25 protein-coding genes and 2 pseudogenes are annotated in these 26,947 nt (G+C 70.0%); 13 read left to right on the forward strand and 14 right to left on the reverse strand.

The window, feature by feature from the left end:
- Positions 1-26: 26 nt before the first annotated feature.
- From Q9G87_RS42085 to Q9G87_RS42100, 4 genes are all read right to left on the reverse strand, one after another.
- Positions 27-1,112 carry an LLM class flavin-dependent oxidoreductase gene (locus tag Q9G87_RS42085; RefSeq protein WP_305922199.1) on the reverse strand — a complete coding sequence of 362 codons (1,086 nt, stop codon included), beginning with the start codon at positions 1,110-1,112 and terminating at the stop codon, positions 27-29.
- Positions 1,112-1,741 carry an ABC transporter ATP-binding protein gene (locus tag Q9G87_RS42090; protein ID WP_371825909.1) on the reverse strand — a complete coding sequence of 210 codons (630 nt, stop codon included), beginning with the start codon at positions 1,739-1,741 and terminating at the stop codon, positions 1,112-1,114. The genes Q9G87_RS42085 and Q9G87_RS42090 overlap by 1 nt, the downstream gene beginning before the upstream one ends.
- Positions 1,742-1,923: 182 nt before the next feature.
- The gene (locus Q9G87_RS42095) at positions 1,924-2,958 is read right to left on the reverse strand and encodes a taurine ABC transporter substrate-binding protein (protein WP_305922200.1); all 1,035 of its coding nucleotides are present in this window, start codon (positions 2,956-2,958) and stop codon (positions 1,924-1,926) included.
- A 16-nt stretch (positions 2,959-2,974) separates the two neighbouring features.
- Entirely contained in the window at positions 2,975-3,754 is a 780-nt protein-coding gene (locus Q9G87_RS42100; RefSeq protein ID WP_305922201.1) for an ABC transporter permease, read from the reverse strand.
- Positions 3,755-4,251: 497 nt separating this feature from the next.
- On the opposite strand from Q9G87_RS42100, the gene Q9G87_RS42105 reads away from it, so the two are divergent.
- The 4 genes from Q9G87_RS42105 to Q9G87_RS42120 are packed head-to-tail and all read left to right on the forward strand — an operon-like array spanning position 4,252 to position 7,397.
- Entirely contained in the window at positions 4,252-5,325 is a 1,074-nt protein-coding gene (locus tag Q9G87_RS42105; RefSeq protein ID WP_305922202.1) for an ABC transporter substrate-binding protein, read from the forward strand.
- A 17-nt stretch (positions 5,326-5,342) separates the two neighbouring features.
- Positions 5,343-6,134 carry an ABC transporter ATP-binding protein gene (locus tag Q9G87_RS42110; RefSeq protein WP_305922203.1) on the forward strand — a complete coding sequence of 264 codons (792 nt, stop codon included), beginning with the start codon at positions 5,343-5,345 and terminating at the stop codon, positions 6,132-6,134.
- Positions 6,124-6,984: an ABC transporter permease gene (locus Q9G87_RS42115; RefSeq protein ID WP_305922204.1), complete on the forward strand. Its 861-nt coding sequence runs from the start codon at positions 6,124-6,126 to the stop codon at positions 6,982-6,984. Before Q9G87_RS42110 ends, Q9G87_RS42115 begins: the two co-directional genes overlap by 11 nt.
- Before the next feature lie 5 nt (positions 6,985-6,989).
- Entirely contained in the window at positions 6,990-7,397 is a 408-nt protein-coding gene (locus Q9G87_RS42120) for an RrF2 family transcriptional regulator (protein ID WP_305922205.1), read from the forward strand.
- 453 nt (positions 7,398-7,850) lie between these two features.
- Here the strand turns inward: Q9G87_RS42120 and Q9G87_RS42125 are convergent, their stop codons facing one another.
- On the reverse strand, positions 7,851-8,531 hold the full coding sequence (locus Q9G87_RS42125; protein WP_305922206.1) for a FadR/GntR family transcriptional regulator: 681 nt from the start codon (positions 8,529-8,531) through the stop codon (positions 7,851-7,853).
- A gap of 98 nt (positions 8,532-8,629) precedes the next feature.
- On the opposite strand from Q9G87_RS42125, the gene Q9G87_RS42130 reads away from it, so the two are divergent.
- The 5 genes and pseudogenes from Q9G87_RS42130 (at position 8,630) to Q9G87_RS42145 (ending at position 13,416) form a co-directional block, all read left to right on the forward strand.
- Positions 8,630-9,964, forward strand: coding sequence for an SLC13 family permease (locus Q9G87_RS42130; protein WP_305922207.1), 1,335 nt, complete (start codon positions 8,630-8,632; stop codon positions 9,962-9,964).
- A complete protein-coding gene (locus tag Q9G87_RS42135; protein WP_305922208.1) occupies positions 9,961-11,133 on the forward strand; it encodes a CaiB/BaiF CoA transferase family protein in 1,173 nt (390 codons plus the stop codon). The genes Q9G87_RS42130 and Q9G87_RS42135 overlap by 4 nt, the downstream gene beginning before the upstream one ends.
- Positions 11,130-12,611: a carboxyl transferase domain-containing protein gene (locus Q9G87_RS42140; RefSeq protein ID WP_305922209.1), complete on the forward strand. Its 1,482-nt coding sequence runs from the start codon at positions 11,130-11,132 to the stop codon at positions 12,609-12,611. Before Q9G87_RS42135 ends, Q9G87_RS42140 begins: the two co-directional genes overlap by 4 nt.
- 229 nt (positions 12,612-12,840) lie before the next feature.
- Positions 12,841-12,966, forward strand: a pseudogene (locus Q9G87_RS60950) (GntR family transcriptional regulator); the annotation flags it as partial.
- 21 nt (positions 12,967-12,987) lie between these two features.
- Positions 12,988-13,416, forward strand: coding sequence for a GntR family transcriptional regulator (locus tag Q9G87_RS42145; RefSeq protein ID WP_305922210.1), 429 nt, complete (start codon positions 12,988-12,990; stop codon positions 13,414-13,416).
- Positions 13,417-13,519: 103 nt separating this feature from the next.
- Here the strand turns inward: Q9G87_RS42145 and Q9G87_RS42150 are convergent, their stop codons facing one another.
- Complete coding sequence (locus tag Q9G87_RS42150) at positions 13,520-14,176, reverse strand: GntR family transcriptional regulator (protein ID WP_305922211.1); 657 nt, start codon at positions 14,174-14,176, stop codon at positions 13,520-13,522.
- A 200-nt stretch (positions 14,177-14,376) separates the two neighbouring features.
- Between Q9G87_RS42150 and Q9G87_RS42155 the strand changes: the two genes are divergently transcribed.
- From Q9G87_RS42155 to Q9G87_RS42170, 4 genes are read left to right on the forward strand one after another with little or no spacing between them, the layout of a single operon-like run.
- Positions 14,377-15,735 (forward strand): MFS transporter, encoded by a 1,359-nt coding sequence (locus tag Q9G87_RS42155; RefSeq protein WP_305922212.1) that lies wholly within the window; start codon positions 14,377-14,379, stop codon positions 15,733-15,735.
- Positions 15,736-15,740: 5 nt separating this feature from the next.
- Positions 15,741-16,574, forward strand: coding sequence for a transketolase (locus Q9G87_RS42160; protein WP_305922213.1), 834 nt, complete (start codon positions 15,741-15,743; stop codon positions 16,572-16,574).
- On the forward strand, positions 16,571-17,563 hold the full coding sequence (locus Q9G87_RS42165; protein ID WP_305922214.1) for a transketolase family protein: 993 nt from the start codon (positions 16,571-16,573) through the stop codon (positions 17,561-17,563). Before Q9G87_RS42160 ends, Q9G87_RS42165 begins: the two co-directional genes overlap by 4 nt.
- Before the next feature lie 18 nt (positions 17,564-17,581).
- Positions 17,582-18,343, forward strand: a complete 762-nt coding sequence (locus tag Q9G87_RS42170) for an SDR family NAD(P)-dependent oxidoreductase (RefSeq protein WP_305922215.1) — start codon at positions 17,582-17,584, stop codon at positions 18,341-18,343.
- On the opposite strand, the pseudogene Q9G87_RS42175 reads toward Q9G87_RS42170, so the two are convergent.
- From Q9G87_RS42175 to Q9G87_RS42210, 8 genes and pseudogenes are all read right to left on the reverse strand, one after another.
- Positions 18,318-18,551 (reverse strand): annotated as a pseudogene (locus Q9G87_RS42175) (XdhC family protein); the annotation flags it as partial. The gene Q9G87_RS42170 and the pseudogene Q9G87_RS42175 sit on opposite strands and share 26 nt — an antisense overlap.
- Positions 18,552-18,768: 217 nt before the next feature.
- Positions 18,769-20,982 (reverse strand): xanthine dehydrogenase family protein molybdopterin-binding subunit, encoded by a 2,214-nt coding sequence (locus tag Q9G87_RS42180; protein ID WP_305922216.1) that lies wholly within the window; start codon positions 20,980-20,982, stop codon positions 18,769-18,771.
- Entirely contained in the window at positions 20,979-21,959 is a 981-nt protein-coding gene (locus Q9G87_RS42185; RefSeq protein WP_305922217.1) for an FAD binding domain-containing protein, read from the reverse strand. Before Q9G87_RS42185 ends, Q9G87_RS42180 begins: the two co-directional genes overlap by 4 nt.
- Before the next feature lie 12 nt (positions 21,960-21,971).
- Positions 21,972-22,577 carry a (2Fe-2S)-binding protein gene (locus tag Q9G87_RS42190; protein ID WP_305922218.1) on the reverse strand — a complete coding sequence of 202 codons (606 nt, stop codon included), beginning with the start codon at positions 22,575-22,577 and terminating at the stop codon, positions 21,972-21,974.
- A 232-nt stretch (positions 22,578-22,809) separates the two neighbouring features.
- Positions 22,810-23,520, reverse strand: coding sequence for an alpha/beta hydrolase (locus Q9G87_RS42195; protein ID WP_305922219.1), 711 nt, complete (start codon positions 23,518-23,520; stop codon positions 22,810-22,812).
- A 38-nt stretch (positions 23,521-23,558) separates the two neighbouring features.
- Complete coding sequence (locus tag Q9G87_RS42200; protein ID WP_305922220.1) at positions 23,559-23,819, reverse strand: hypothetical protein; 261 nt, start codon at positions 23,817-23,819, stop codon at positions 23,559-23,561.
- A 5-nt stretch (positions 23,820-23,824) separates the two neighbouring features.
- Positions 23,825-25,378 (reverse strand): alpha/beta fold hydrolase, encoded by a 1,554-nt coding sequence (locus Q9G87_RS42205; protein WP_305922221.1) that lies wholly within the window; start codon positions 25,376-25,378, stop codon positions 23,825-23,827.
- The gene (locus tag Q9G87_RS42210; RefSeq protein ID WP_305922222.1) at positions 25,365-26,738 is read right to left on the reverse strand and encodes an MFS transporter; all 1,374 of its coding nucleotides are present in this window, start codon (positions 26,736-26,738) and stop codon (positions 25,365-25,367) included. The genes Q9G87_RS42205 and Q9G87_RS42210 overlap by 14 nt, the downstream gene beginning before the upstream one ends.
- Between the last annotated feature and the right edge of the window lie 209 nt (positions 26,739-26,947).

Consider the following 26,947-nt stretch of genomic DNA (forward strand, 5'->3'; position numbering starts at 1 on the left):
GCCCTCGGCGTACCCACCCGTCGTCGCTACGTGCGCACGGCCGCCTCGCGCACCAGGCGGGGGAGTACGCGCTCGCCGACCCGGTATGCCTCCTCCAGGTGCGGCCACCCGGACAGGACGAACTCGTTCACGCCGGCGGCCGCGTACTCCCGGAGCAGGACCGCGACCTCGTCGTACGAGCCGACCAGCGCGGTGCCCGCCCCTTCACGGACCAGCCCGACCCCGGCCCACAGCCCTGGGTGGATCTCCAGGTCGCGGGTGTCGCCGGTGTGCAGATCGACCATGCGGCGCTGGCCAACGGAGTCGTAGCGGGCGAAGTGCCGCTGGGCGGCGGCGATGCGGGCCGGATCCATGCCCGCCAGCAGCCGGTCAGCCTCGGCCCAGGCGGCGGCGCCGGTGTCGCGGGCGATGACGTGCACCCGCAGGCCGTACCGGAGCTTGCGGCCGAGCGGCCCGGCCAGCGCGCGCAGCCGGGCGATGCGCTCGGCGATCGCGTGTGGTGGCTCGCCCCACATGAGCACCACGTCGGCATGCCGGACCGCGACCTGCTCGGCCGCCGGAGACGCGCCGCCGAAGTACAGCTCGGGCGCCGGGTCGAGGGGCTCGGCCAGCCCGCCGCCCTCGACGCGGTAGTGCTCGCCGTGGTGGTCGAAAGGCACGCCCTCCCAGGAGCGGCGCAGCACGTGCAGGAACTCGGCGGTCCTGGCGTAGCGGGCGTCGTGGTCGAGGAAGTCGCCGTAGGCGCGCTGCTCGACGGGGTCGCCGCCGGTGACGACGTTGAGCAGCAGCCGCCCGCCGGAGACCTCTTGGAAGGCCTGGGCCTGCTGGGCGAGCAGGGTGGGCAGCGCGTAGCCGGTGCGGAAGGCGACCAGCATCTTCAGCCGCTCGGTGTGCTGGGCCAGCGCCGCGCACACGATCCACGGGTCCGGGCAGCCCGCGCCGACCGGGGTGAGCGCGGCCTCGAACCCGGCCTGCTCGGCGGCCCTGGCCACCTGCGTCAGGTAGGCCACGGTGGCGGGCCGGGCCACGGGATGGAACGCGTCGGTCGTGGTGATGGCCGAGCGGACCTCGTGGCCGTCGCCGGTCGTCGGTAGGAACCAGTGAAAACGCATCAGGTCACCTCGGTATCGGAGGAGGCGGCCCGCCGTACGGCTGCCGCCACGATCTCGCGTACGGCGGGGAACTCCGGGTGGGTGTGTGGGTCGGGCGCGTGCGGGAGGTCGGAGGCCTGGTCGAGCACGATGCGGCCGGGCCTGCGGCTCATCACCAGCAGGCGGGTGCCCAGGTAGACCGCCTCGTCCACGCTGTGCGTGACGAACAGCACGGTCTTGCCCGTGGCCTGCCAGATGCGCCGGATCTCCTCCTGCAGGCGCTCCCGGGTGAGTGCGTCCAGCGCAGCGAACGGCTCGTCCATGAGCAGGATCGCGGGGTCAGGGGCGAGTGCGCGGGCGATGGCAGCGCGCTGCTGCATGCCGCCCGACAGCTCGTACGGCCGCCGCCCGGCCACGTCGCCCAGCCCCACAAGGTCGAGCAGCTCGGCGGCCCGGGACCGCCTGACCGGCGAGGGAACCCCGGCCATCCGCAGCCCGAACTCCACGTTGCGGCGCACGTTCAGCCAAGGGAACAGGCGCGGTTGCTGGAACACCACGCCTCGGTCCGGCCCTGGCGCCGTCACCGGTTCGCCCGCCACGGCGATCTGCCCGCCGGTCGGGAACGCGAACCCGGCGACCAGCCGCAGCAGCGTGCTCTTGCCGCAGCCCCGACGGCCCGACGATGGTCACGAACTCGCCCGCGCCGATGTCGGCGCTGATGCCGCGCAGCGCCTCGACGGGCTCGGCCCTGGACCAGCGGGAGGGGAGGCCATATGTCAGCGAGACCTCACTCAGTCGCACCGCGGCGGCGGTGCGCATCGCGGTGAGCGCCTTATCCTGCGAACGCATCGCGTAGATCCTTGGTGGCCAGCCCCTTCTGGAACACGGCCAGGTCGGGCACGGCGGGGAGCTTGTTCTGCGACTTGAGGAACTCGGCGGCGCTGTGCAGGTTCTCGGCGAGCGCGCCGGGCTTCTCGGGCGTGCCCAGGTAGTCGGGGCCGGCCTGCTCCTTGCCGTCGAGCAGGATGAGCTCGTCGATCTGCTTGGAAGCCTCTGCGGGGTCGAGGTTGAGCTGGCGGCCGACGGCCGCGGCGGCGGCCGACTTGTCCGCGCGTACCAGCTTGACCGCCCGGTCCTGCTGCTGCAGCCAGGTGCGCAGTGTCTGTGGGTACGTCGTGGCGAACTGGGTGCGGACCACGGCCAGGTCGGCGGTGAGCTTGCCCGTGGCGGCCAGCTCCTTGCTGGTGACCAGTACCTTTCCGGTCTTGCGCAGCTCGCCGAGGACTGGCGTCCAGACGTAGGCGGCGTCGATGTCGCCGCGTGCCCAGGCGGCCTGGATGTCCGGCGGCTCCAGGTCGACGACGGTCACCTCGGACTCGGCCAGCCCGGCCTCCTGGAGTGCGGCCAGCAGGCTGTAGTGCGAGGTCGAGGCGAATGGGGTCGCGATCTTCTTGCCCTTGAGCTCGCCGACCGAGCCGGCTTGGCGGGCCACGAGCGCTTCGTTCTCGGCGATGACGTCGAAGATCCACGGCACCTGGTAGGGGATGTTCAGCGGCGCGGACAGGCCGCGGGTGACCGGGCTGCTGCCGGCCAGGCCGATGTCGATGCTTCCGGCGACCATCGCGGTGTTCACGTCGCCGCCCGAGTCGAACTTGATCCAGCTGATCTTCGTGTTCGGCAGCGCGGTCTCCAGCCACCGCTGGTCCTTGACGATCAGGTCGCCGTTCGGGATGAGCTGGTAGCCGATGCGCACTTCCTTGGGGCTGCCGTCGGCGTTGGGCGCAGTGCTCGGGGTGGCGCCGGTGCCGCTGGAGCACGCGGCCAGGCACAGGGCGAGCGCGAGCGCGGGAATGAGGCGGTGTTTCATGGCTGATGCCTTCTTGTCATGCCTTGCCGCGCCAGGGCACGAGCAGGCGCTCGGTGAGTTGCAGGAGGGCGTCGATGAGCAGGCCGGAGGCGCCGATGACGAGCAGCCCGAGCACGACCACGTCGGTCTGGTTGTAGCGCTGCGCGTCGCGGATCATCCCGCCGATCCCCGGCACCCCGTTGACCGTCTCGGCGGCCACGACCGTGGTGTACGCCACCCCGACCGCGACCCGGATGCCAGTGATCACTTCAGGCAGCGCGGAGGGGAGCACGATCCGGTACGGCAACTGCCACCGGCTCGCCCCCAGCGACCGGGCCGCGTGCAAGTAGTCCTCGTGCACGCCGCGTACCGCGTCCGCCGTTGCCACCGCGACGGGCGGCAGCGCGGCCACGAACAGCAGCAAGACCTTGGGCGGCTCGTCGATGCCCAGCCAGATGATGAGGAGGCTGAAGTAGGCCAGCGGCGGCAGCGTCCGCACGAACGTGATCACGGGGTTGAGCAAGGCCCGCGCGGTGGGCACGAGCCCGACGACGAGGCCGATCGCGATCCCGCCGGCGATGCCGTACAGGCTGCCCAGGGCGATGCGGCGCAGGCTGGCCAGCAGGTGCTCCGACAGCAGATATCCGCTGTAGCCGCGCTGCCCGTCGTGCACGGAGGAGGTCAGGAGGAGTTGCTCCCACACCGAGCCGGGCGAGGGGACGAACACCTCGGGCCACAGGTGGGCGGCCGAGACCGCCCACCAGATCGCGGCCAGCAGGACCACGCCCGCCACCCGGAGCCCGACACGACGGATCACTGACACCTCTCATATTCCATAATAAGAGACTGGTTTAGTGGGAAATACGGTAGATGATCCCACCTGGTCCATGCAACCTGGGGCGACGCCGCCGTCAGGCCGCTGAGAACCCCGAGCGCGCTCCACTGCCACGTGCGGGACGCGGCCGAAATCTCGGCGGTCATCACGGCACCAGCCCTGGCGGAATGACGCCGGTGAGGACGAGAGCGAGCAAGGCCAGGCCGAGGATGGTGGCGGCCCAGGGGAAACCGTGGAATGTGATCCGCACCAGCTCTTTGGAGCGCTGCGGCAGAGGGCGCTGATCGCCGGGGCCGAGGGCGCAGCCCCGACATGCTTGTCTGCGGCAAGCCGGTCTCCGCGCTGGACCTCGATCAAGTCCAGGTTCCCGACCTCGCCTGCTGGCTTACGTCTCACCGAGGTGTGGCTTGACGTGACCGTGCGGGTAGAGCTATAAAGTCCCCTAAAGCTACTAAATAAGTGGGAAATAGGGAGAATCGATGTACGCACGCAGGGCTCGCGGGGTGGTGGCCGCACTGGCCGTCCTGGCGCTCACGATCGTGGCGGCGGCCTGCGGTGGCGGCGCAAGCGGGGGTAACGCAAGCGGCGGCGACGCCGCCGGCGGCGGGCCTGCGGAGGTGCGGCTCGGGTTCTTCCCGAACATCACCCACGCCACCGCTCTCGTCGGCGTCGAGAAGGGCCTGTACGCCAAGCATCTGGGAAGCGGCACGACGCTGAAGACCAGCACGTTCAACGCCGGCCCGGCGGCGATCGAGGCGGTCTTCTCCGGTGCGATCGACGCCACGTACATCGGCCCGAACCCCGCCATCAACGCCTGGTCCAAGTCCAAGGGGCAGGCCATCAAGATCGTCGCAGGGGCGGCATCCGGCGGCGTCTTCCTGGTGGTCAAGCCGGGCATCAATACGCCGGAGGACCTCAAGGGCAAGAAGATCGCCACCCCGCAGCTCGGCAACACCCAGGACGTGGCGCTGCGCTACTGGCTGACCGAGAAGGGCATCAAGACCGACACCAAGGGCGGTGGCGAGGTCTCCATCGTGCCGCAGGAGAACTCCCAGACCGTTCAGACCTTCGCCACCGGCGACATCGACGGCGCCTGGGTGCCCGAGCCGTTCGCCAGCCGCCTCATCAAGGAGAGCGGCGGCAAGGTGCTGGTCGACGAGCGCGATCTGTGGCCGAACAAGCAGTTCGTGATCACCCATCTGATCGTCCGCCAGGAGTTCGCCAAGGAGCACCCGGAGGCGGTCCGGAAGCTCATCGAGGCGCACGTCGAGGCCAACGCCTTCATCAACTCCGACCCTGCCGGCGCCGCGCAGACCGCCAACGCCGCGCTGCAGAAGCTGACCGGCAAGCCGCTCAAGCCCGAGGTGCTCGACAGCGCGTTCAAGAACATCACCTTCACCAACGACCCGATCGCCTCCTCCCTCGTCGCCAGCGCCGAGCACGCCACCAAGGTCGGCCTGCTCGACCCGGTCGACCTGAACGGCATCTACGACCTGAAGATCCTCAACGAGGTCCTCGCCACCAAGGGCGAGTCCCCCATCGCGGACAAGTAAGCCACCCGGGAGATCCCATGACCGCTCCACTAACGGAGCAGGCCGGCAGCCGCAACGGCGGGCACCAGCCCGCTGTGCGGCTGGAGGCCGTCTCCAAGATGTACGGCCAGGGCAAGACCGGCCTGCTGGCCCTCGATGACGTCGCCCTCGACGTGGCGCCGGGCGAGTTCGTCTGCCTGCTGGGCGCCTCAGGCTGCGGCAAGAGCACGCTGCTGTCGCTGGTCGCCGGGCTCGACGCGCCTACCGCCGGCCGCGTCGACGTCGACCGCGACCGGGTCGCGCTGATGTTCCAGGAGCCGGCGCTGTTCCCGTGGCTGACCGTCTCGGCGAATGTCGAGATGGCCCTGCGCGCCAAGAGCGTGGCCCGCAAGGAGCGCCGGGCCCGCGCGGCCGAGTTCCTGGAGATCGTGCACCTGGGCGGGTTCGGCGGCAAGCGCCCGCACGAGCTGTCCGGCGGCATGCGCCAGCGCGTCGCCCTGGCCCGCGCGCTCGCCCAGGACGCCGACGTGCTGCTGATGGACGAGCCCTTCGGCGCGCTGGATGCGATGACGCGCGACCTGCTCCACGACGAGCTGGAGCGCATCTGGCGCGAACGCGCCCTCGCCGTCCTGTTCGTCACCCACAACGTCCGCGAGGCCGTCCGGCTCGGCGACCGGGTCGTGCTGCTGTCCAGCCGACCGGGGCGGGTGGTCGAGGACTTCCCGGTGACGCTGTCCCGGCCCCGCCGCACCGACTCGGCCGAGGTGGCGGAGCAGGCCGCTGAGATCACCGACCGGTTGCGCCAGGAGGTCCTGCGTCATGGCCGTTGACACCCACGCCCGGCAGATCGCCGGGCTCGACGCCCTCGAACTCGCCGGCCGCCGACGCGCAGGCCTGGCCACGCGCGCCTGGTCGGGGCTGTGGCCGGTGGCCTCGGCGATCGCCATCACCATCCTCGCCTGGCAGGCGGTGGTCCTGGCCGGTTGGTGGCCGGAGTACGTCTTCGCCGGCCCGGTGACCACCCTGACCGAGCTGGGCCACCGCCTCGGGGAGGCCGAGTTCTACCAGGCCGTCGCGGTCACCATGCGCCGTGCTGTGACCGGCTTCGCGGCGGCCATCGCCGTCGGACTTGTCGTCGGCGCCCTCGTCTCGCGTATCCGGCCGCTGCGCCGGGCCGTCGGGTCGCTGATCACCGGGTTGCAGACCATGCCGTCCATCGCCTGGTTCCCGCTCGCCATCTTGTTGTTCGGGCTGAGCGAGAGTGCGATCCTGTTCGTCGTCGTGCTCGGCGCCGCTCCTTCCGTCGCCAACGGCCTGATCGCCGGCGTCGACTACACCCCGCCGATCCTGCTGCGGGCCGGGCACATGCTGGGCTTCCGCCGCCTCGCCCTGTACCGGCACGTCATCCTGCCCGCCTCGCTGCCGTCGTTCCTAGCGGGGCTCAAGCAGGGCTGGGCGTTCGCCTGGCGCTCCCTGATGGCCGGCGAACTGCTCGTCATCATCGCCAACCGGCCCTCCCTGGGGGAACAGTTGCACTTCGCCCGCGAACTGGCCGACTCGGCCGGCCTGCTCGCCACCATGATCGTCATCCTGGCCATCGGCATCCTCATCGACCGCCTCTTCGGCGCAGCCGACGGCGCGTTGCGGCGCCGCTGGGGCCTGCACCAGGTCACCAACTGAGCGGCATGCGGATCTCCGCCCGAACTCAATACGCCCTGCGCGCCGCCGCCGAACTCGCCGCGGCGCCGCCAGGGCCTGTGCCGGCCGACAAGATCGCAGCAGCTCAGGGGATTCCCCGCAAGTTCCTCGACAACATCCTGCTCCAGCTCCGCCGCGCCGGTCTCCTGCACAGCCAGCGCGGCCCCGAGGGTGGTTACTGGCTGGCCCGTCCCGCCGCCGAGATCACGCTGGCTGACATCATCACCGTGGTCGAAGGCGTACCCGAGGGGAGCGACCACGGCGGATACCCGGGCGTGGCCAGGCCGCTGGCGGACGTGTGGAGCGCCTTACGCGACCACGAGCAAGCCCTGCTCACCGAGATCACCCTCGCCCACGTCGCCGACGGCTCGTTGCCCGAGCCATTGGACCACTGAGGGACTTGAACCACATGCAGATGCCTTCACGGCGCTCCTTCGCGGTCACTCCGGAGGTGGCTCATGCGTCGATCTCGACGCCGCCGAACGGACCTCCGCCCATCAGGACGCGCTCCTCCGGGGAATAGGCGCGAGGCTCACTCGCACGTCGATGCCCGTTGAACGGACATCAGCGTTGTCCGGGCGGGTGTGACGTCGGATACTCGCGGCGCTGTCCGTCGGTGCGGCGGGCAGTCGACGTCGTGGAGGAGAGACCTATGTCAGCCATCGATCCGGACCCTGCCGGCGCGCCCGGCGCCGGAAGGTCCGTGCCGTGGCCGTCGTTCGCCGAGGTCGCCCCGGACCGCGCCTACGGCTGAACATCCGCGTCGATAGATGTGCCCTGGCACGACGCAGCCGTCGTCGGGGAAATGCACCCACGCGGTGGCGTGCGGCTAGGGCGCCAAAGGTGCCCTAGCCGGGCGCCACGGGTGTCGGCGGCCGGCCGGCCTGCTGGTGGTCATCGTCGGCTTCGAAAAGGTGTGCGCAGGCGGTTGCGGCGGCATCGCCGTCGCCGGCGACCACGGCGTGGGCGAGCGAATGCAGCCGGCTGGTCGAGACGACGGTTCCGTCTTCACGCGGCATGGCGCTCGACAGGAGATCGTCGAGGTCGGCCAGCAGGCCAGGACCGGCGAGCCGGCGTACGTGCTGCCAGACGTCGGCGAACTCGACGGGCCGGCCGTCCGGACCCAGCAGGGCCAGGCGCAGGCTTCGGTCGGGGTGGGCGGCCGCGCCGCGGGCGAGCCCCGCCATCACGGCCGCGCGCGCCTGGGCGATCTCGACCGCGTCGCGGCCCTCCAGCACTGGCGGCAGCTCCGGATCCGCATCCTGTGAAGTGGGTGGGAGCACCACGGCGCCGTTGCCGTGCTGCACCTCCACCCGGCCCTGGACCTCGAGCGCCACCAGGGCACGGCTCAGGGTCGCACGGCTGACGCCGAGCTCGGCGGCCAGCAGGCGTTCTGGAGGCAGCCGGTCCCCTGGGGAGAGCCCCTGGGCTTCGATGAAGCTCGCGATGTGGTCGGCGAGTTGCTCGTACAACCGCGGACGCTGAAGGCGACCAGGTGTGGCGGTGGTCTGCTGACGCTTCTTGGTCACGGAAACAGTGTATTGACAATGAGGCCTGGTGGAGCAGAGGCTAGGCCAATCCGGAAATGGGATCGTAACCGGGCAGTCACCCAACAGAGGAGGTCCCGGTGTCATCCGAAGTCGTCGCACTGGTCGTGCTGGTGCTGGTGTTCGTGGTAGCCGGTGTCAGATCCATCAACATGGGTGCGCTGGCCCTGGTGGCCGCGTTCGTCGTGGGCACCACCGTGTTCGGCGTGGAAGTGGCCGACGTGCTCGGCGGCTTCCCGGCGAACCTGTTCGTCATCCTGGTCGGGGTCACGTACCTGTTCGCGCTCGCCAAGAACAACGGCACCGTCGACTGGATCGTGCACAAGTCGATCGTCGCGGTCCGCGGCCGCGTCGCCCTGGTGCCGTGGGTGATGTTCTTGGTGTGCGCAGCGATCACCGCGATCGGCGCAGCCAGCCCGGCGGCCGTGGCCCTCGTGGCACCGGTGGCGATGGGTTTCGCGACCCGGTACCGGATCAATCCCGTGCTGATGGGCGTGCTGGTGGTCCAGGGCGCTACAGGCGGAAGCTTCTCACCGATCGGCATCTTCGGCGCGATCACCACAGGCGTGGTCAGCAAGAGCGGGCTTGCGAGCAGCCCGGCCATCCTGTTCCTCAGCGCGATGGGCGCGTGCGCGCTGATCAGCCTGATCGCCTTCGCTTTCCTCGGCGGCCGGGAGCTGCTCCGGCGCGGGCGCGAAGCGGCCGAGACCGAGGCCATGGTGCTCGCGGAGGCCGGCGCGGGGTCGGCCGGCGCGGGGCGTGAGCCGCGCCGCGGCTCTGGTCACGGGGGAACGGGCGATGACGACCTTTCCAGGCTCGACGCGCCCCGTGCGCTCACGCTGGCCGGCCTGCTCGCCCTCGGGGTGGGAGCCCTGGCTTTCGGGCTGGACGTCGGCTTCCTCGCGCTGGCCGTGGCGGTCACGCTCACCCTGATCTTCCCCTCCGCCGCTCGGGGCGCGGTCGACAAGATCAGTTGGGGCACCGTGCTTCTCATCGGCGGCATCGTCACCTACGTCTCGCTGCTGGAGGATCAGGGCACGGTGAAATGGCTGGGCGACGGCGTCGCGCACGTCGGCACGCCGCTGCTGGCCGCGTTCCTGATCTGCCTGATCGGCGCGGTGGTGTCCGCGTTCGCCTCCACGACGGGGATCCTCGGCGCGCTTATCCCTCTCGCCGTGCCGTTCCTTCAGACGGGGCAGGTCAGCGCGATCGGACTGATCGCGGCCCTGGCGATCTCGTCCTCGGTGGTCGACTGCAGCCCGTTCTCCACCAACGGCGCGCTCGTCGTCGCCAACTCCGACATAACGGTCCGCGACGAGGTGTTCAAACGCCTGATGGCCTGGGGCATGACCATCGTCGTGGTTGCGCCCGTGCTGTCCTGGGCCGCTCTGGTCCTGCCCGGGTGGCTGGCATGAGCGCAGGGCCGCTGGCGGGATACGTCGTCGTCGATCTCACCAGGGCGCTCGCCGGGCCGCATGCGGGGATGATGCTGGGCGATCTCGGGGCTCGGGTGATCAAGGTGGAGTCGCCCGGCACCGGCGACGACACGCGCGGCTGGGGACCGCCGTTCGTGGCGGGCGAATCGACGTACTTCCTGTCCTGCAATCGCAACAAGCAGTCGATCGCGCTGGACCTGAAGGGCGAGGACGGCCGGGCGACTCTGGAGGCGCTGGTCCGCAAGGCGGACGTGCTGCTGGAGAACTTCCGCACCGGCGTCCTCGACCGGCTCGGGTTGACCACCGCCCGGCTGCTCGAGCTGAACCCGCGGCTGGTGATGCTCTCGATCACTGGGTTCGGGCACGACGGGCCGGAGGCGGACAGGGCCGGTTACGACCAGATCGCGCAGGGCGAAGCGGGCCTGATGTCGCTGACCGGGTCCGGGCCTGATGATCCGCAGCGGGTGGGGGTGCCGATCGGCGACCTGCTGGCCGGTATGTATGGCGCGTTCGGCGTCGTGTCCGCGCTGCTGGAGCGGGAACGGACAGGACGGGGCAAAGTCGTGCGAACGTCCTTGCTCGCGAGCGTCGTCGGCGTGCACGCCTTCCAGGGCACCCGGTGGACCGTCGCCGGCGAGGTCGGTCGCGCGCAGGGCAACCATCATCCGTCGATCGCGCCGTACGGGCTGTTCCGCTGCCGGGACGGCGCGGTGCAGATCGCAGTGGGGAGCGAGAGCCTGTGGCAGCGGTTCTGCGCCGGATTCGGGCTCGATCCGCAGGAGCCGGGGATGGCGGTGAACGCCGAGCGGGTGGCGGCCGGGCCGGCGCTGGTGGCGCGGATCGAGGAGGTTTTCGCCGGTTTCGATGGCGATGAGCTGCTGGCGCGGCTTGCCGAGATCGGCGTGCCCGCGGGCCGCGTACGCGGCCTGGACGAGGTGTACGCGTGGGAGCAGACCCGCGCGCAGGGGCTGCTCATCGAGGTCGAGCACCCTCGCCTCGGGACGGTTGCGCTGCCGGGGCCGCCGTTGCGGTTCTTCGAGGCAGCCGGGCCGGACGGAGAGCGGGAGACCACCCGCGCCGACCATGCCGCCCCGCCCTTGCTCAACGCCGACGAGCAGGCGATCCGATCCTGGCTGGAGGGCACGTGACCCGGCTGACCGCGCGCGAGCTGATCGAGCTTGCGGTCGACGGCTTCGAATGCTGGGACCAGCCGCTCGGCCCGGCGACCGATCCCGACGTCGCAGCAGCGCGCGAGCAGACCGGCCTGGACGAGGCCGTGATCACCGGAGCGGGCCGGCTTCGCGGCCGCCGCGTCGCGGTGATCGCCTGCGAGTTCGGCTTCCTCGCCGGATCCATCGGGGTCGCCACAGCGGAACGCCTGGTGGCCGCGGTCGAGCGGGCCACCAGGGAGCGGCTTCCGCTGCTGGCGGCGCCGATCTCCGGCGGCACCAGGATGCAGGAGGGTACGGTTGCGTTCCTGCAGATGGTGAAGATCTCCGCGGCGATCGTGCACCACAAGGCCGCGGGCCTGCCGTACTTGGTCTATCTGCGGAACCCGACCTTCGGCGGCGTGTTCGCCTCATGGGGCTCGCTCGGTCACATCACGGTCGCCGAGCCGGGCGCGCGGATCGGCTTCCTCGGCCCGCGCGTCTACCAGGCCCTGTACGGTGAGCCGTTCCCGGAAGGCGTCCAGGTCGCGGAGAACCTGTACCGGCACGGCCTCATCGACGCCGTGCTGCCGCCCGAGGCACTGGCCGACGTCACGGACCGCGCGCTGCGCATCCTGCTCCCGCGTGCGGACAGCCCGCCCGAGGCCGCGGACCCGCTGGAGGAGCCCTTGCCCGACGTGCCCGCCTGGGAATCGATCACCATCTCCCGGCGGCCCGACCGGCCCGGCGTCCGGCAACTGCTCCGGTACGCCGCAACGGACGTGCTGCCGCTATACGGAACCGGCGCGGGGGAGAAGGACTCCGGCCTGCTGCTGGCGCTGGCCCGCTTCGGCAACGCGCCGTGCGTGCTGCTCGGCCAGGACCGGCGAGGCCAGACGGACACGAGCCCGATGGGACCGGCCGCGCTCCGCGAGGCGCGCCGCGGCATGCGACTGGCACACGAGCTCAACCTGCCGCTTGTCACCGTCATCGACACTCCGGGCGCGGCCCTGTCCAGCGAGGCGGAGGAGGGCGGGATGGCCGGGGAGATCGCCCGCTGCCTGGCCGAACTGGTCACCCTCGAAGCGCCGACGCTCTCCTTGCTGCTCGGGCAGGGCAGCGGCGGAGGCGCCCTCGCGCTCATCCCGTGTGACCGGGTGCTCGTCGCGCAGCACGGCTGGCTCTCCCCGCTGCCTCCGGAGGGCGCGAGCGCCATCGTCCACCGCGACACGCGGCACGCTCCTCAGACGGCGGCGGAGCAGGGCGTCCGGTCCGCCGACCTGCTCGCCAACGGCATCGCCGACCGGATCATCCCCGAGCATGCCGACGCCGCCGACGAGTCGCAGGAGTTCTGCCGGCGGGCGGGGCGCGAACTCGAACGCCAACTCCTCCAGGTGCTGCGGGCCGACCCCGCCGAGCGCCTCGCCGCCCGCCTCAAGCGCTATCGCACCCTCGGCACCGCCGGTCGCCCGGCCTGACCGGCTGCCCAGCCGGTGCCGCCATCCAGCCGGTGCCGCCATTGGATCCGCGTGCTTTGCCCCTGAGGCCACGACGACGCCACTGCAGCGCCCGGCGAGTTGCCAGGCGAGTGATCAATGACGGCCCAGGAGGTTGTCGGCGACGTTTCCAGGATCGCCAGTCTTCGCCGGGGGTCATCGTGGTGCCCTCACTGTCCAGAACGCCGGAGTTGAGGAATATTGCAGTTGACTGTTAGGGCAGTACCGTCCGGGCGATCATCTCGGGGAGGTCGAACTGGCCACCGGGCTCGGCATCAGCAGAGGAACCGTCCGAGAGGCGCTGCGCCACCTGGAACAGGAGGGACTCGTCAGCGCCGGGCAGCGCGGGATGCTCCGTGTGAACGAGCTCAGCCCCCGGGAGATCCGGGGCCTGTACGAGGTACGGGCCGCCCTGGAAGGCCTGGCCGTGGCCACGATCATCGAGTCTCCGAACCGGCTGCAGGCGATCGCAACCCTGCGGGAAGCTCTGGCGGTCATGTCGGACAGCCAAGCCGACTTCGCCCAGCGGGTGGAGGCCGACCTCGGGTTCCACTTGCTGCTGTGCGAGCTCGCCGACAACCCGATGCTGGTTGAGAGCTGGCAGCACCTGGAAGGGCGCATCCGGGTCGCGATCATGAGCCACGACGCCGCCCAGCTGCCCCGCATCATGTCGCACACCCGACACGCACCGATCGTCGACGCGATCGAGGCGGCTGACGTGACCGCCGCCGTGCAAGTGGTGCGGGAGCACATGGCAGCCGCCGCAGACCTCTACGGCGCCCAGTGACTCCATGACAGCTCCGCCATCCCACGTGGCGAACGCGATGACGTCGAGGCGGGAGTGGGCCCGTCTTCCGTGAACAGGCGCTGCGTCTCCGCGGTCGTCGTGCTCACACGCCCGCGTAGAGTTCGGCGGCCGCGGCCATGTGGTCTTCGACGACCGTGACCGCGGCGGACACGTCGCCGCTCTCGATCGCGTCGACGATCGGTGCGTGCCGGTCGTGGGACATCATCTCGGGCAGCTGGGCGGCGTCGTGGCTCATGATCGCGACCCGGATGCGCCCTTCCAGGTGCTGCCAGCTCTCAACCAGCATCGGGTTGTCGGCGAGCTCGCACAGCAGCAGGTGGAATCCGAGGTCGGCGGCCACGCGCTGGGGGAAGTCGGCGTCGTGGTCGGACAGCCGGGTCAGGGCCGAGCGCAGGGTCTTCACGGCGGTGTCGCGGTGAGGGGAGTTGATGACGGTCGCCACGGCCAGTCCTTCGAGGGCGGCCCGCACCTGGTAGAGCCCTTTGATCTCCTTGGCGGACAGGGTGTTGACGCGGAGCATGCCGCGGCGTCCGGGAGTGACGAGTCCTTCCTGCTGCAGATGGCGCAGGGCCTCGCGGACGGTTCCTCTGCTGATGCCCAGACGGGCGGCGAGTTCGACCTCCCCGAGATGGTCACCCGGCCGGTATTGCCCGGAGGTGATCGCCGACCGCAGGGCCTGCAGCGCGCGTTCACGCAGGGTGCTGCGGTCCAGGCTGGGCAGAGGTTCGACGCTGGTCACGCACTCTCCTTCTGTGGGTGGCGATCCCCATCGTAGTCCGGCGTCGCGACAAGTGGCGACTGTCAACAGTCCGATCGATCCTGCTCTTGACAGGAGTGGGTGATGCCGGTCACGCTCTCAATTGCTGACTGTTAACAGTCGGCAGATAGCCCCGGTGAGGAACCGGCTCCGGCCTTCCTCTCACCCCCAGGAGCACTGAGATGGCTGACGCGAAGGTCACCCCATGGCATCCGGTCGCCGGTACACCGGAGAGGAAGAAGGTCGCCCTCGGCACCTCGGTCGGCGCGACCATCGAGACGTACGACTTCATCGGCTTCGGCACGGCCGCCGCCCTGTACTTCAACCAGGTCTTCTTCCCGGCGAGCGATCCGCTGTCGGGCACCTTGCTGTCCTTCGCGACCTTGGGGATCGGGTTCGCGGTGCGGCCGCTCGGCGGGATCGTCGGCGGCTACCTCGGTGACAAGATCGGGCGCAAGCCCGTGCTGGTCGGCTCCCTGCTGTTGATGGGCATCGCGACGGTGCTCATCGGGGCGCTGCCGACGTACCAGCAAGTAGGGGTCTGGGCGGGGATCCTGCTGGTCGCCGTGCGGGTGGTGCAAGGGCTGGCCTTCGGCGCCGAGTGGGGCGGCGCGATCCTCATGTCCTTCGAGCACGCGCCGTGGCGCCGGCGCGGCCTCTACACCGGCATCACCCAGGCGGGCTTCCCGGTCGGGCTGCTGCTGGCCAACCTGGCCTTCCTGGTGAGCGTGCCACTCGGCGAGCAATGGGCGTGGCGGGTGCCGTTCCTGCTCAGCGTCGTGCTGATCGTGGTAGGCATCGTCATCCGGCTCAAGATCGAGGAGTCGCCGGAGTTCGAGGAGTTGAAGGAAGAAGGCGAGATCGCCAAGAATCCGCTGCTGGAGGTGCTGCGGGACGACTGGCGCACCGTGCTGCGCGCCTTCAGCCTGCGCATCACCGAGACCGCCGGCTACGCCGTCACCGTGACCTTCATGCTGTCGTACCTGGCGAGCGAGAAGCTGGCGGACAGGTCGGTCAGCCTGACCGGGCTGATGCTCGCGGCCGCGCTCGGCATAGCCGCCACTACGGCCTGGGGCGCGCTGACGGACCAGGTAGGGCGCCGCCCGGTCTATCTGCTGGGCACCGCGATCACGCTGCTCTGGGGCTTCCCGCTGTTCCTGATGGTCAATACGGGGACTGCGGCCTGGATTGTGGTCGCGTTCGTCGTCAGCTACGCGGTCTGCCAGAACTCGCTGGCCGGGGTGCAGGGGGCGTGGTTCTCGGAGCTGTTCGCGACCAAGACCCGCACCACCGGGGCATCGCTGGCCTACCAGCTCTCAGCCGTCGTCTCCGGGTTCACTCCGCTGCTGGCCACGGCCCTGTACGCGTCGTTCGGCTGGATCGGGCCCGCCGCGCTGCTGAGCGGCTACGGGCTGCTCGGCCTGCTCGCCGCGCTGATCACGCAGGAAACCTGGGGGCGGAACGAACGCGAAAGGGTGGCGGCGCTCGAGCAAGCGTCGCGCACGGAAACGATCACCTACGAAAGGGGAGCGGCACAGTGACGTCGATGACCAAGGAGCGGGTCGACGGGCTGCGAGGGTCCGCGCACCGGATCCGGGGGTACGCGCTGGACATGGCCGAAGTCCAGGGCCAGGGGTACATCGGCCAGGCACTGGGCGTCGCCGACATCCTCGCCGTCGTGTACGGCAGCCGGCTGCGCTTCCGGCCGGACGACCCGCACTGGCCGGGCCGGGACCGTTTCCTGCTGTCGATCGGCCACTACGCCATCGCGCTGTACGCCGCGCTCGCCGAGTACGGCGTCATCCCCGTCGAGGAACTTCGGACGTACGGCGCCGACGACTCGCGGCTGCCGATGTCGGGGATGGCGTCCTACACCCCCGGCATGGAGATCTCCGGAGGCTCGCTGGGCCACGGCCTCGCGGTGGCCGCCGGCATGGGGCTCGGCCTGCGCCACACCGGCAACCCTGCCCTCGTGTTCAACCTGCTGTCCGACGGGGAGCTCGACGAGGGCTCCACCTGGGAGGCCGCGCTGGCCTGCGCGCACCACGGCCTCGACAACGTGACGGCGATTGTCGACGTCAACGGGCTGCAGGCGGACGGGGCCACCGCGGGCGTGCTGCGGACCGAGCCGGTGGCCGACAAGTGGCGGGCCTTCGGCTGGCACGCGCTGCGGGTCGACGGCAACGACATCCCCGCGCTGCTGGCCGCCTTCGACCAATTGCGCGCGCATCGCGGCTCGCCCTCGGTGCTGATCTGCGACACCCGCATCGGACGGGGGGTTCGGCTGCTGGAGAACCGCGACAAAGCGCACTTCATGCGCGTGGAAGAGCACGAGTGGCAGATCGCCCGCGACCAGCTCCAGGAGGGCTCGCACCGATGACCATGGCCAAGAGGCTGACCACGTCGGCGATGATCGCCTCGTTCGCCGACCCCGGCCAGCGCACCACATCAGCTCCCTTCGGCCACGCGCTGGCCCGCCTGGCCGAGCAGCGCCCGGAGATCGTCGGGTTGTCGGCCGACCTGGCCAAATACACCGACATGCATGTCTTCCGCGACGCACACCCCGGGCGGTTCTTCCAGATGGGCATGGCCGAGCAGGCGATGCTCGGCGCCGCCGCCGGGTTGGCCGAGGTGGGGCTGGTCCCGTTCGCCTCCACGTATTCGGTGTTCGCCACCCGCCGCGCCTACGACTTCCTCTGCCTGGACATCGCCGAACCCGGGCTCAACGTCAACGTCGTCGGCGCCCTGCCCGGGCTCACCACCGGCTACGGGCCCAGCCACCAGGCCACCGAGGACCTGGCCATCCTGCGCGGCTGCCCCGGCCTCACCATCGTGGACCCGTGCGACGCCGTGGACATCGAACAGGCCGTGCCCGCGCTCGCCGCCACCCCAGGCCCCACCTACCTGCGGCTCCTGCGCGGGGCCGTGCCCAGGATCCTCGACGAGTACGACTACCGCTTCGAGCTCGGCAAGGCCGCCGAGCTGCGCACCGGCCGGGACGTCGTGCTCATCTCCACCGGGCTGATGACCATGCGCGCCCTGCAGGCCGCCTCCCGGCTGGAGGCCGACCACGTCGACGCGGCAGTGCTCCACGTGCCGACCATCAAGCCCTTGGACACCGAGGCCGTCCTGCGCGCGGCTTGTACGAACCGCCTCGTCGTCACCCTGGAGAATCACAGCGTCGTCGGCGGGCTCGCCGAATCCGTCGCCTCCACTCTCGCCTTCGCCGGCGTGGGCGCGCGCGTCGTTCCGATCGCTCTGCCCGACGCGTTCCTGGCCGCGGGCGCCCTGCCCACCCTGCACGACCGCTACGGGCTGTCGACCGACGCCATCATCGCCACGATCCGGGCCGAACTGGCCCGTCCCTGATCCCTCGGGGGAACGCTCATGTCCATCTCCGATCTGACCGCCATCGTCACCGGCGCGGGCTCCAGGCGTGGCATCGGCCGCGCCACCGCACACGCCCTCGCCGCCACCGGCTGGAACCTTGCCATCCTCGACTTGGACGAAGCCGGCGCCAAGGAAACCGCCGACCAGGTCGCCCACCGCCACGGCGTGCAGGCGTTCGGCCTCGGCTGCGACATCACCGACGAGACCTCCGTCGAAGCCGCGATGGCCCACCTCGACGCCTCAGCGCCTCCCGCCGGAGCCCTCGTCAATAACGCCGGCATCACCTCACCGATCCCGTTCCTGCAGGTCACCGGCACGGAATGGGATGGCGTCTTCGCCGTCAACGTACGCGGCGCCTACAACGTCACCCGCCGCGTCGCCCCAGGCATGGCCGAGCGCGGCTTCGGCCGGATCGTCTTCCTGTCGTCGGTTTCGGCCGAACGCGGCGGCGGCGTCTTCGGCGGCGTGGCCTACTCCGCCGCCAAGGCCGCCCAGCTCGGCTTCGCCAGGGCCCTGGCCCGCGAGCTCGGACCGGCCGGCGTGACCGTCAACGCCGTCGCACCCGGCCTCATCGACACCGACATCACCGCCGGCGCCCTGGACGACGAGCACAAGGCGCGGCTCCTGGCGGGGACGCCCATGGGACGACTGGGCAAGGTCGAAGACGTCGCCGACCTCGTCGCGTACCTGTGCCGGGCGGAGTCCGGCTACATCACCGGCGCCACCTACGACGTCAATGGCGGCTCCCACATCCACTGACCCTGGGAGTGGCCGCGCCTGACGTGACGCGCTGGAGCAGCACTGGTGCCTGGGGACCATTCGGGGACCACACGCTGTGCGCGTGTCCGAACAACGCGAAGGACAGGTCACACAACGTAGACACGGCTCCTTCCACGCAGCCTCCGGAGATGCTGCCGACCGCCGTGCCGTCGGTGTTGATGGCGAGTGCGGTGCCGGGCGGCAGGGGTGCGCTGCCCGCTGACGTGGACGACGATGGCGAGGGCGATGGGGCGGCTCTGGCGGCACCAGGTGTGCAGCGTGTCTGCGATGTTCAGCATGGTGAGCTCTCCGCGTGAGCGGGCGGTTGCGGTGTCGTCGAGGGGGAGGTGACACGGCGCTGGCGCTGGTGTCCGGCGGCGGGCCGCGCGGTCTGCCGCCGGACGGTCAGAGGGGCGCCCTTGTGCTCAGAGCAGGGCCTCGACGGTGATGGGCAGTTCGCGGACGCGGCGGCCGGTGGCGTGGAAGACCGCGTTGGCGATGGCGGGCGCCGCGCCGATCTGCACGAGCTCTCCCAGGCCCTTGACGCCGATGGGGTCGGCCTTGCGGTCGTCGCCGTCGAGGTAGATCGCCCGCAGGCCGGGGATGTCGGCGTTGACGGGGACGAGGTAGTCGGCGAGGTTGGCGTTGACGATGCGGCCGTCGCGGTGGTCGGTGATCGTGTGCTCCAGCAGGGCCTGGCCGATACCGCCGACCATGCCGCCCAGGGCTTGGCTGTCGGCGAGTTTGGGGTTGATGATGCGGCCCGCGTCGTACACGCCGAGCATCCGCCGCACCCGCACCAGACCCAGTCGGGTGTCGACGGCGACCTCGGCGAACGTCGCGCCGTAGGCGTACAGGGAGAAGCGTTGCGGCCCTGTGGGCCGGGTGAAGGATCCGAGTGTTTGGAGATGGGTGCGTTTGTTGCGGGTCAAGAGTTGCTGGTAGGTCTCGCCGCGTGCGGGGTTGTCTTTGACCTGCAGCCGGCCCGCGCGGACCACGACAGTGCCGGGGTCGACGCCGTGCAGCGGCGATTTCTCGTCGGCGACGGCGAGTTCGATGGCTTGCTGCCGCAGCTTGTCGCAGCCGTCCTGGACGGCCGATCCGACGCTGGCCATGGTCCAGGAGCCGCCGTGCGCCGGGGCCGGTGGCATGAGGGAGTCGCCGAGGCGGAACGTCACGTCGCGCATCGTCAGGCCGAGGGCGTCGGCGGCGAGTTGGGTCTGGGAGGTGTAGGTGCCCGGGCCCATGTCGCCGGCCGCGGACTGGACCAGCGCGGTGCCGTCGGCGTCCAGCCTGACCGACGCCTGGGCGTCGTGGCGGGCGGTGTCGTAGACGCCGGCGGCCATGCCGGTGCCGATCAGCCAGTCGCCGTCACGGGTGGCGCGCGGCTTGGGGTTGCGCCGGTTCCAGCCGAACTCACGGGCGCCGACGGCGTAGCATTCGCGCAGCTTGCGGGTGGAGAACGGCAGCCCGCTGGACTCGTCGGCGTCGGGTTCGTTGCGCAGCCGCAACTCGATCGGGTCGATGCCCAGTTTGTGGGCGAGTTCGTCCATCGCCGACTCGATAACGTAGCAGGCGGTGGTGTATCCGGGGCCGCGCATGTACAGCGGGGTGTTCACGTCCAGTGGCACCGTCCGGTATGCCTGGCGGACGTTGGGCATGCTGTACAGCATCTGCCCGGGGCTGAGGACGGACTCCATGAACGTCTCGTATCTCGACGTTTCGGCGCGCACGTCGTGAACCATCGCGGTCAGGCGCCCGCGCCGGTCGCTGCCCAGGCGCACCGTGTACTCATAGGCAGGCCTGAAGCCCGTCCCGAAGTACAACTGCCTGCGCGTCAGGGCGAGTTTGACCGGGCGCCTGGTCTCGCGAGCGGCCAGGGCCGCGATGATGACGTGCGGCCAGGTCCGCAGCCCGCTGCCGAACCCGCCGCCGACGAACGGCGAGATGACGCGCACCGACTCCACCGCCATACCGAACACCGTGGCGAGTTCCATCTGCGTGCCGAACACCCACTGGGTCTTGTCCCAGACGGTCAGCTTGTCGCCGTCCCAGCGGGCGATGGTGGCGTGCGGCTCCATCGCGTTGTGGTGGTTGCGGGCGGCCCGGTAGGTCATCTCCATGTGTACGGCGGCAGAGTCCAGCGCTTTGTCCGCGTCGCCCCGTACGTAGGTCTGGGGCTGGGGCTCGCCGGTCGGCGCGTCGGTCATGTCGGTCGAGGGCTGCTGGGCGTCGTAGGTCACCTTCACCAGACCGGCGGCGTGCTGGGCGGCCTCCAGCGTGGTGGCGACCACGACGGCGACCGGCTGCCCGTGGAAGAGGACCTTGTCGTCCTGGAAGACCTGCAGTCGCTCGCCCGGCGGGTTGAGCGGGAGCGGGTTGCGCTGGTAGGGCAGCGTGGGAGCGTTGAGGTGGCTGATCACCTTCAGTACGCCGGGCTGGGCGAGCGCCGCGCGGGTGTCGATGCCGGTCGTGCGGCCTCGGCCGATGCTGCTGCCGATGACGACCGCGTACACGGCCGCGTCGATGTCGTGGTCGACGGTGTGGTCGACGGCGTACAGCGCCTTGCCGGTGACCTTCAGACGGCCGTCCACCCGGGAGAGCGGCGCCCCGACGGCTTCTTGCGGCTGCGGACTCACGGGGTATCTCCTACGATGCGCAGCTGGCGTTCGACGGTGCGTTTGAGGAGCTCGATCTTGAAGCGGTTGTGCTCCAGGGGGCGGGCTCCGTGCGCCGCTCGTTCCGCGGCCTGTGTCCACAGCGCTTGCGAGGGGCGTTCGCCAATGAGGTGCCGCTCTACCGCGGGCAGCTTCCACGGCACGGTGCCCACGCCTCCAGCGGCGACCTTCGCCTCGTGGATCACACCGCCGCGGAGGTGCAGGGCGACGGCCGCGGAGGTGAGAGCGAACTCATAAGACTGCCGGTCGCGTACCTTGAGGTAGCCCGACTTCAGCGGACGCGGATGGGCAGGGATCTCCACCGAAGTGATCAACTCGCCCTGCCGCAGGGCCTGTTCACGGTTCGGGGTGCTGCCCGGCCGCAGCAGAAAGTCCCCGAAGGCGACGCTGCGTGCCCCGTCCGGGCCTAGCAGGTGCACCCTCGCCTCCAGCGCCGCGAAGGCCACGGCGACGTCGGAGGGGTGCGTGGCCACGCACTGGTCCGAGGCGCCCAGGATCGCGTGGGTGCGGTTGAAGCCCTCCAACGCGGCGCACCCGGAGCCAGGCTCTCGCTTGTTGCAGGCCGCGGTCACGTCGCGGAAGTACGTACACCGGGTGCGCTGCATGATGTTGCCGCCGATGGTGGCCATGTTGCGCAACTGGGCGGACGCGCTCAGTTCCAGTGCCTGGGAGATGACCGGGTAGAGGGCGCGAACCTTGGGGTGGGCGGCGGCCTCGGCCATCCGCACCAGCGCACCGATGCGCAGGCCCCCGCGCTCGGTGACGGTGACCTCGCGCAGCGGCAGCGCGCTGATGTCGACCAGCGTCTCGGGGCGTTCGACGGTTTCGCGCATCAGGTCGACCAGGGTGGTGCCGCCGGCGATGTACCGGCCGCCGCGCCGGCCGGCCGCGAGTGCACCTTGGGTGTCGGAGACCTTGGTGAAGTCGAAGGGATACATGGTCGCCCGGCCTCATTTCCCGCGCGCGGTCTGCTCGACCGCGCGCACGATATTCACGTAGCAGCCGCAGCGGCAGATGTTGCCGCTCATCCACTCGCGGATCTCCTCGGCGGAGCCTGCGTGCCCTTCCTCGATGCAGCCGATGCCGGACATGATCTGCCCAGGTGTGCAGTAGCCACACTGGAAGGCGTCGTGGTCGATGAACGCCTGCTGCAGCGGATGGAGATCATCGTCGGCCGTGGCCAAGCCCTCCACGGTTGTGATCTCGGCGTCCTGCAGCCGAACCGCCAGGGTGAGGCAGGCGTTGACGCGGTCGCCGTTGACCAGCACCGTGCAGGCACCACAGGCGCCCGCGTCGCACCCCTTCTTGGTGCCGGTGAGGTCGAGCCGCTCGCGCAGCAGGTCCAGCAGCGAGGTGCGATGGTCGACCTCGATGTTCTCGAGTACGCCGTTGGCCTTCAGCGCGACTCTGCTGGTGGGCCCTGCGTGGGTGCAGCCGAGTCTGCCGGGCTCGCCGACCCGAACGCAAGAATACTTGCTGTCAAGGTCCCCGTCGCCGCCATGAACGTTGTGTCGAGACAACGGCCCATCAAGGTGGTGTGTGTTGTCAGTGGACATGTGGGTCTTCCTTCTTGGCATAGGCCGGCGCCCCGGATGCTGTTCGCTCGGTCGAGGCGTTCACGGCGTTGGACGGCCGTGCTTGGTCAGGGATCTGCTCCTCGTTTGCGGCTTGGTACTCGGTCGGTAGCGGCGGTGACCGTGCAGGTGCGGCCCGCGTGAGTGCAACTGTCAGCGCCAAGTGGCGGCGTTCTGTCGGCCCTTCGTGGCGGGGTGGTCCGAGCAAGCATGGTCAGCCGATGCCGGACGCTTCGTTGCGGGCTGGTGTGAACGTGTTGAGCATTGCTGCGAGCTCTGTGGGGTGGCTGAGGGCGGGGCAGTGGCCGCTCGCGATCTCGTCGGGGGTGATTCCGAGTCGCTCACGTACAAGTTGGCGCTGGAAGGCTGCGGGGAAGAGCCGGTCCTCGGTGCAGAGGATGTATCGCGTTGGCGTGGTCGGATAGGTGTCGAGGGGCCAGGGCTCGTAGTAGGCGGAGTTGGAGGGCGGGGGCGGTTCCCTACTCGACACCTGGTCGGCCAGATGCTTGGGCACGTCGTGGAAGTAGCCAACGTATGGGTTGGAGGAGCCGGTGAGGCCACCGTCTTTGGCGGCTTGGATTCGAACAGCCTCCGGGTGTCCGGTGTTGCTCCACCAATCGGCCGGCGGTTCGCCGGGCCGGGGGATCATGGCGGTGACGTAGATGAGTCCGGCGGTGGGGAGACGTTCGGCGACCAGGGGTGCGGTGAACCCGCCGAACGAATGCGCAACAACGAAGAGCTCATCCTGTGTGTCGATTGTGTTGACGACGGTGTCGGCGTAGTCGTCTAAGGTCGCCGTATCGTCGCCGGTCCACAGTGTGGGGGCGACAGTGGTGTGTCCGAGGGATCGGAGTTCGGCTTCTACGAGGTGCCAAAACCAGCCTCCGCCGACGCCGGCGCCGTGGATGAGCGCGAATGTACTCATGGCTCGTTGCCTCCTTGCTGCGGTGAGGGTGATAGACGCTATTCCTGGCCATGCATCACGTATAGCGATGCCAGGTCGGCGACGCCGCTGTCTTGTGGCTCGCTGGACTGGGTCAGGTAGGGGTTGTTCAGTGCAGGGCGGAGGGCTCTGGACCTCGTCACGTCGCCTGCTATCAGGGTTCGGGCCGCCGCCGCGTCGAGGTAGGGTGATACGCCCTCGTAGGCACGGGCCTGGTCGAGCACAGAAGTGACCTGCAGATCGGGCGAATGGATCCGCCCGGGTTGTTCGGCGAGGAACATGGGCTTCAGCCTTCTTCGGTGTGCTCGACGATTGCCGCGATGGCTAGGTCCCAGAGTTCTCGTGGCGGTTGTTGATGCCCGGCGCCGGGGAGGAGGACCAGCTGCGCGCCGGGGATCTCGGCGGCGAGGGCTTGGCCATGCTCGAGGGGGAACATCGGGTCGGTGGTGCCGTGCAGGACCAGGGTGGGGGCGGTGATCTGGTCGAGCCGGGAGCCGGTCGGGGTGTCGTCGTCGAGGACGAAGTGGTTGGTCATCGAGGCGGCCATGTCCCGGGTTCGATCGACCTCCTGGGTGGCGAGCTGTCGGTAGCGCGGCTCGTCGAACCCGAGGCTTCCCGCGTACGGCCGTTCAGCCTCGACCCGATAAGCCACCACTGCGTCCCGGTCGGTCCAGTCGGGCCCGGGTTCGGGGTCGGTGAACGTGGCCATCACCTGTGGACTCGGCGGTGGGAGCTTACGATCGTGCTCGGCCGGGACGGCGGGGCTGGTTGAGGCCAGGCACAAGGTGCTCACCCGTTCGGGGTGTTCGAGGGCGATGCGCTGGGCGATGCCGCCTCCCATCGACAGCCCGACCAGGTGTGCGCGACTCACTCCCAGGGTGTCCAGGATTCGCAGCGGGTCGGTGGTCAGATCGTGGGCGGTGTACGACGGTCGCCCGGGCGGTGAGCTGGTCGACCGGCCGGTGTCGCGGTGGTCGTAACGCACGACGTGGCGACCCGCCTCGGCGAGCCGGGTACAGAACCCCTCTTCCCACCAGATCATCGACTGTGCTCCGCCGGCGATCAACAACACGGTGGCATCGGCCGGGTCGCCGAACGCCTCGTAGCACAGGTCTATCCCGTCGATGGTGACCGTTTGCTTGGTCATGGTGCGTTCCTCTTGGTCGTGGCGGGTCGGGTGCTGGTGGGTTGGCCGCTGTCGGTGCGGTGAGCGGTGATGAGCCATGCGCGTGAGTCGAAGACGACCCCCGCCCCGCTGGTGTGGTGGGTCTGGAGGGTGTACCGCAGTCGTGCCCGGGCCTGGGAGCCTGGATTCTTGTGTGGAGGTTCCGAGGGCCGCGTAAAGGGCCGATGCCCACTCGTTGCGCTCCCGGCTCTGCCAGACGAGCATCACCAGGCGTGCACCAGTGCGCAGCGCCCGTGCGATGTTGGTGAACGCGGCGAGGGGATCGGGGAAGAACATCGTTCCGAAGCGGCTGATGGCGAGGTCGTAGTGCGCGTTGGGGAAGGGGTACACCTGGGCGTCGCCGTGCCGGTAGGTCGCGTTGTCGAGGTGTGCGGATGCAGTGAGTGCGCGGGCACGCTGCAGCATTGCGGCGGAGAGGTCGATGCCAAGCACGGTCCCGGGCGCGGCGGTCCGGGCGGCGTCGCGGGTCGTTTGTCCGGTGCCGCAGCCGATGTCGAGTACCCGGTCGCCGGCCTGGACGCCTGTGGCGGTGCGCAGTCGTGCGTTGTGCGCGCGTAGTTCGGCGTTGTAGGCGTCCGCAGGGTCTGGCGGATCCACCTGATCCGGCCCGCCTCTACGCTGCGCTGCTAGGGCGTTGCGTTCAGGTTCGGTCATGGTCCGTTCCTTTCAGGCCAGGTGCGATCTGGTCTGCGCCTGTTTGGGGTAGAACGCCCAAGGTCCGGAGAGGCCGCGCGGCTGCGCGGCGCAGCGGGAGATGCGGTGTTCTCGAGATCAAGCCCTCCGGCGTCGTAAGTGGTGCCTTTTGGGGTTGGATCCGGTGCGCCGCCAGCGGGATCCCGGTTGACATCACCGCGGCCAGGGCGAGCAGGCCATTGAAGCCCCAGAGCGCCATGAGCGGCCCCGCGGCTGCGGCCGCGGCCGCGGCCATGACTGTCATGGCGGTGTCGGCGGCGCCTTGCATGCGGGTATCGCCCATCGAGCCTGCGGCGATGTGCGATGAGGCCGCCACGGTGCACACCGACCAGCCGAGGCCAACCAGGAAGAGGCCGAGTCCATGCGTGAACGGGCTCTGCCCGAACCAGCCGACCAGCACCACGAGTGAGACCAGCAGCACGGCCCCTCCCGTAACCAATGCCGTTGGCACTCCGGCTCTGTCGGAGAGGATGCCGGACAGGGGGGCGAACGCGTACATTCCGAGGAAGTGGGCTGAGAGGGCAGCGCCGATGGCGGTATGGGCTGCGCCTTGGTGGTGCATTTCCAGCGGCGTCATGACCATGACGGCCACCATGGTGGCGTTGGCGAGCATCAGTGCTGCGATACCCGGGCCGAGTGGGGAGGCGTGACGCTGAGGTCGCACACGGTGGCGTTCGGCTTGGTGGCCAGTCGGCCGTCCCAAGGTTCGGGCGATGATCAGTGGGTCGGGTCGAAGCAGGCTGAAGATCACCAGTGCCGCGATGAGTGCGCCGGTCATGTCGACCAGCAGCGGCCCCGCCAGCGGGTGCAGGCCGAGCCGTGTGGACACGGCCTGGGCCGGGCCGACCATCAGGGGCCCCAGCACCGCACCCACCGTGGCGACCCACACCACCATCGACAGCGTGGTGGCGCGGCGGTCCTCCGGGGCGAGGTCGGTGACCGCGTATCGGCAACTGTTCGTTGACGCCGATGATGCACCGAGCGCGCCCATGCCGGCGATCAGGAGAATGAAGCTCTCGGTGGTCGCGGCCACGACACACGTACCTGCGCCGATGGCGCCGATCAGGTAGCCGGCAACCAGTCCGCCGCGCCTGCCCTTCCTGTTCATCAACGTTGCCAGCAGGTAGGAGGCCGCCCCAGCACCCAGGATCAGGGTCGCCTGAGCCAGGCCGGCAGCGCCGGAGGAGCCAGCCAACTCGGCCGCCAGTATCCCGCTTACGGCGAAGGTGAGCGTGACCGCGATGCTGCCGACGACCTGGCTCACCATGAGGAGGATCAGGGTTCTCCTCTGCACCCTTCGGAGGTCGAACGGGAGTGTCATAACGTTGACCTTTCGGGTAGGCGGAGCGGGGTTGGTGTGGGTGCTCGAGTAGACGCGGAGTAAGCGGCTCGGTGGCTGCGGCGGGCACAACCGGGCCGCCATGGGGTGACCAGGGCTGTGCTGACCCCAATACCTGGGTGTCATTGGCTTGCGTGGCGCGGTGCGGCCGGCGTGGCCGTTGGAGAACGACGCGGGCTATCCGCTACGGG

This window comes from Nonomuraea turcica (assembly GCF_030718205.1).
Classification (GTDB): Bacteria; Actinomycetota; Actinomycetes; order Streptosporangiales; family Streptosporangiaceae; genus Nonomuraea.

Bases quoted from the DNA above. Each gene is read 5' to 3' on its own strand.
- Q9G87_RS42085 (WP_305922199.1), bottom strand. From the start codon at position 1,112: ATGCGTTTTCACTGGTTCCTACCGACGACCGGCGACGGCCACGAGGTC.
- Q9G87_RS42095 (WP_305922200.1), bottom strand. From the start codon at position 2,958: ATGAAACACCGCCTCATTCCCGCGCTCGCGCTCGCCCTGTGCCTGGCC.
- Q9G87_RS42105 (WP_305922202.1), top strand. From the start codon at position 4,252: ATGTACGCACGCAGGGCTCGCGGGGTGGTGGCCGCACTGGCCGTCCTG.
- Q9G87_RS42110 (WP_305922203.1), top strand. From the start codon at position 5,343: ATGACCGCTCCACTAACGGAGCAGGCCGGCAGCCGCAACGGCGGGCAC.
- Q9G87_RS42115 (WP_305922204.1), top strand. From the start codon at position 6,124: ATGGCCGTTGACACCCACGCCCGGCAGATCGCCGGGCTCGACGCCCTC.
- Q9G87_RS42120 (WP_305922205.1), top strand. From the start codon at position 6,990: ATGCGGATCTCCGCCCGAACTCAATACGCCCTGCGCGCCGCCGCCGAA.
- Q9G87_RS42135 (WP_305922208.1), top strand. From the start codon at position 9,961: ATGAGCGCAGGGCCGCTGGCGGGATACGTCGTCGTCGATCTCACCAGG.
- Q9G87_RS42155 (WP_305922212.1), top strand. From the start codon at position 14,377: ATGGCTGACGCGAAGGTCACCCCATGGCATCCGGTCGCCGGTACACCG.
- Q9G87_RS42160 (WP_305922213.1), top strand. From the start codon at position 15,741: ATGACCAAGGAGCGGGTCGACGGGCTGCGAGGGTCCGCGCACCGGATC.
- Q9G87_RS42165 (WP_305922214.1), top strand. From the start codon at position 16,571: ATGACCATGGCCAAGAGGCTGACCACGTCGGCGATGATCGCCTCGTTC.
- Q9G87_RS42170 (WP_305922215.1), top strand. From the start codon at position 17,582: ATGTCCATCTCCGATCTGACCGCCATCGTCACCGGCGCGGGCTCCAGG.
- Q9G87_RS42185 (WP_305922217.1), bottom strand. From the start codon at position 21,959: ATGTATCCCTTCGACTTCACCAAGGTCTCCGACACCCAAGGTGCACTC.
- Q9G87_RS42190 (WP_305922218.1), bottom strand. From the start codon at position 22,577: ATGTCCACTGACAACACACACCACCTTGATGGGCCGTTGTCTCGACAC.
- Q9G87_RS42195 (WP_305922219.1), bottom strand. From the start codon at position 23,520: ATGAGTACATTCGCGCTCATCCACGGCGCCGGCGTCGGCGGAGGCTGG.
- Q9G87_RS42200 (WP_305922220.1), bottom strand. From the start codon at position 23,819: ATGTTCCTCGCCGAACAACCCGGGCGGATCCATTCGCCCGATCTGCAG.
- Q9G87_RS42205 (WP_305922221.1), bottom strand. From the start codon at position 25,378: ATGACCGAACCTGAACGCAACGCCCTAGCAGCGCAGCGTAGAGGCGGG.
- Q9G87_RS42210 (WP_305922222.1), bottom strand. From the start codon at position 26,738: ATGACACTCCCGTTCGACCTCCGAAGGGTGCAGAGGAGAACCCTGATC.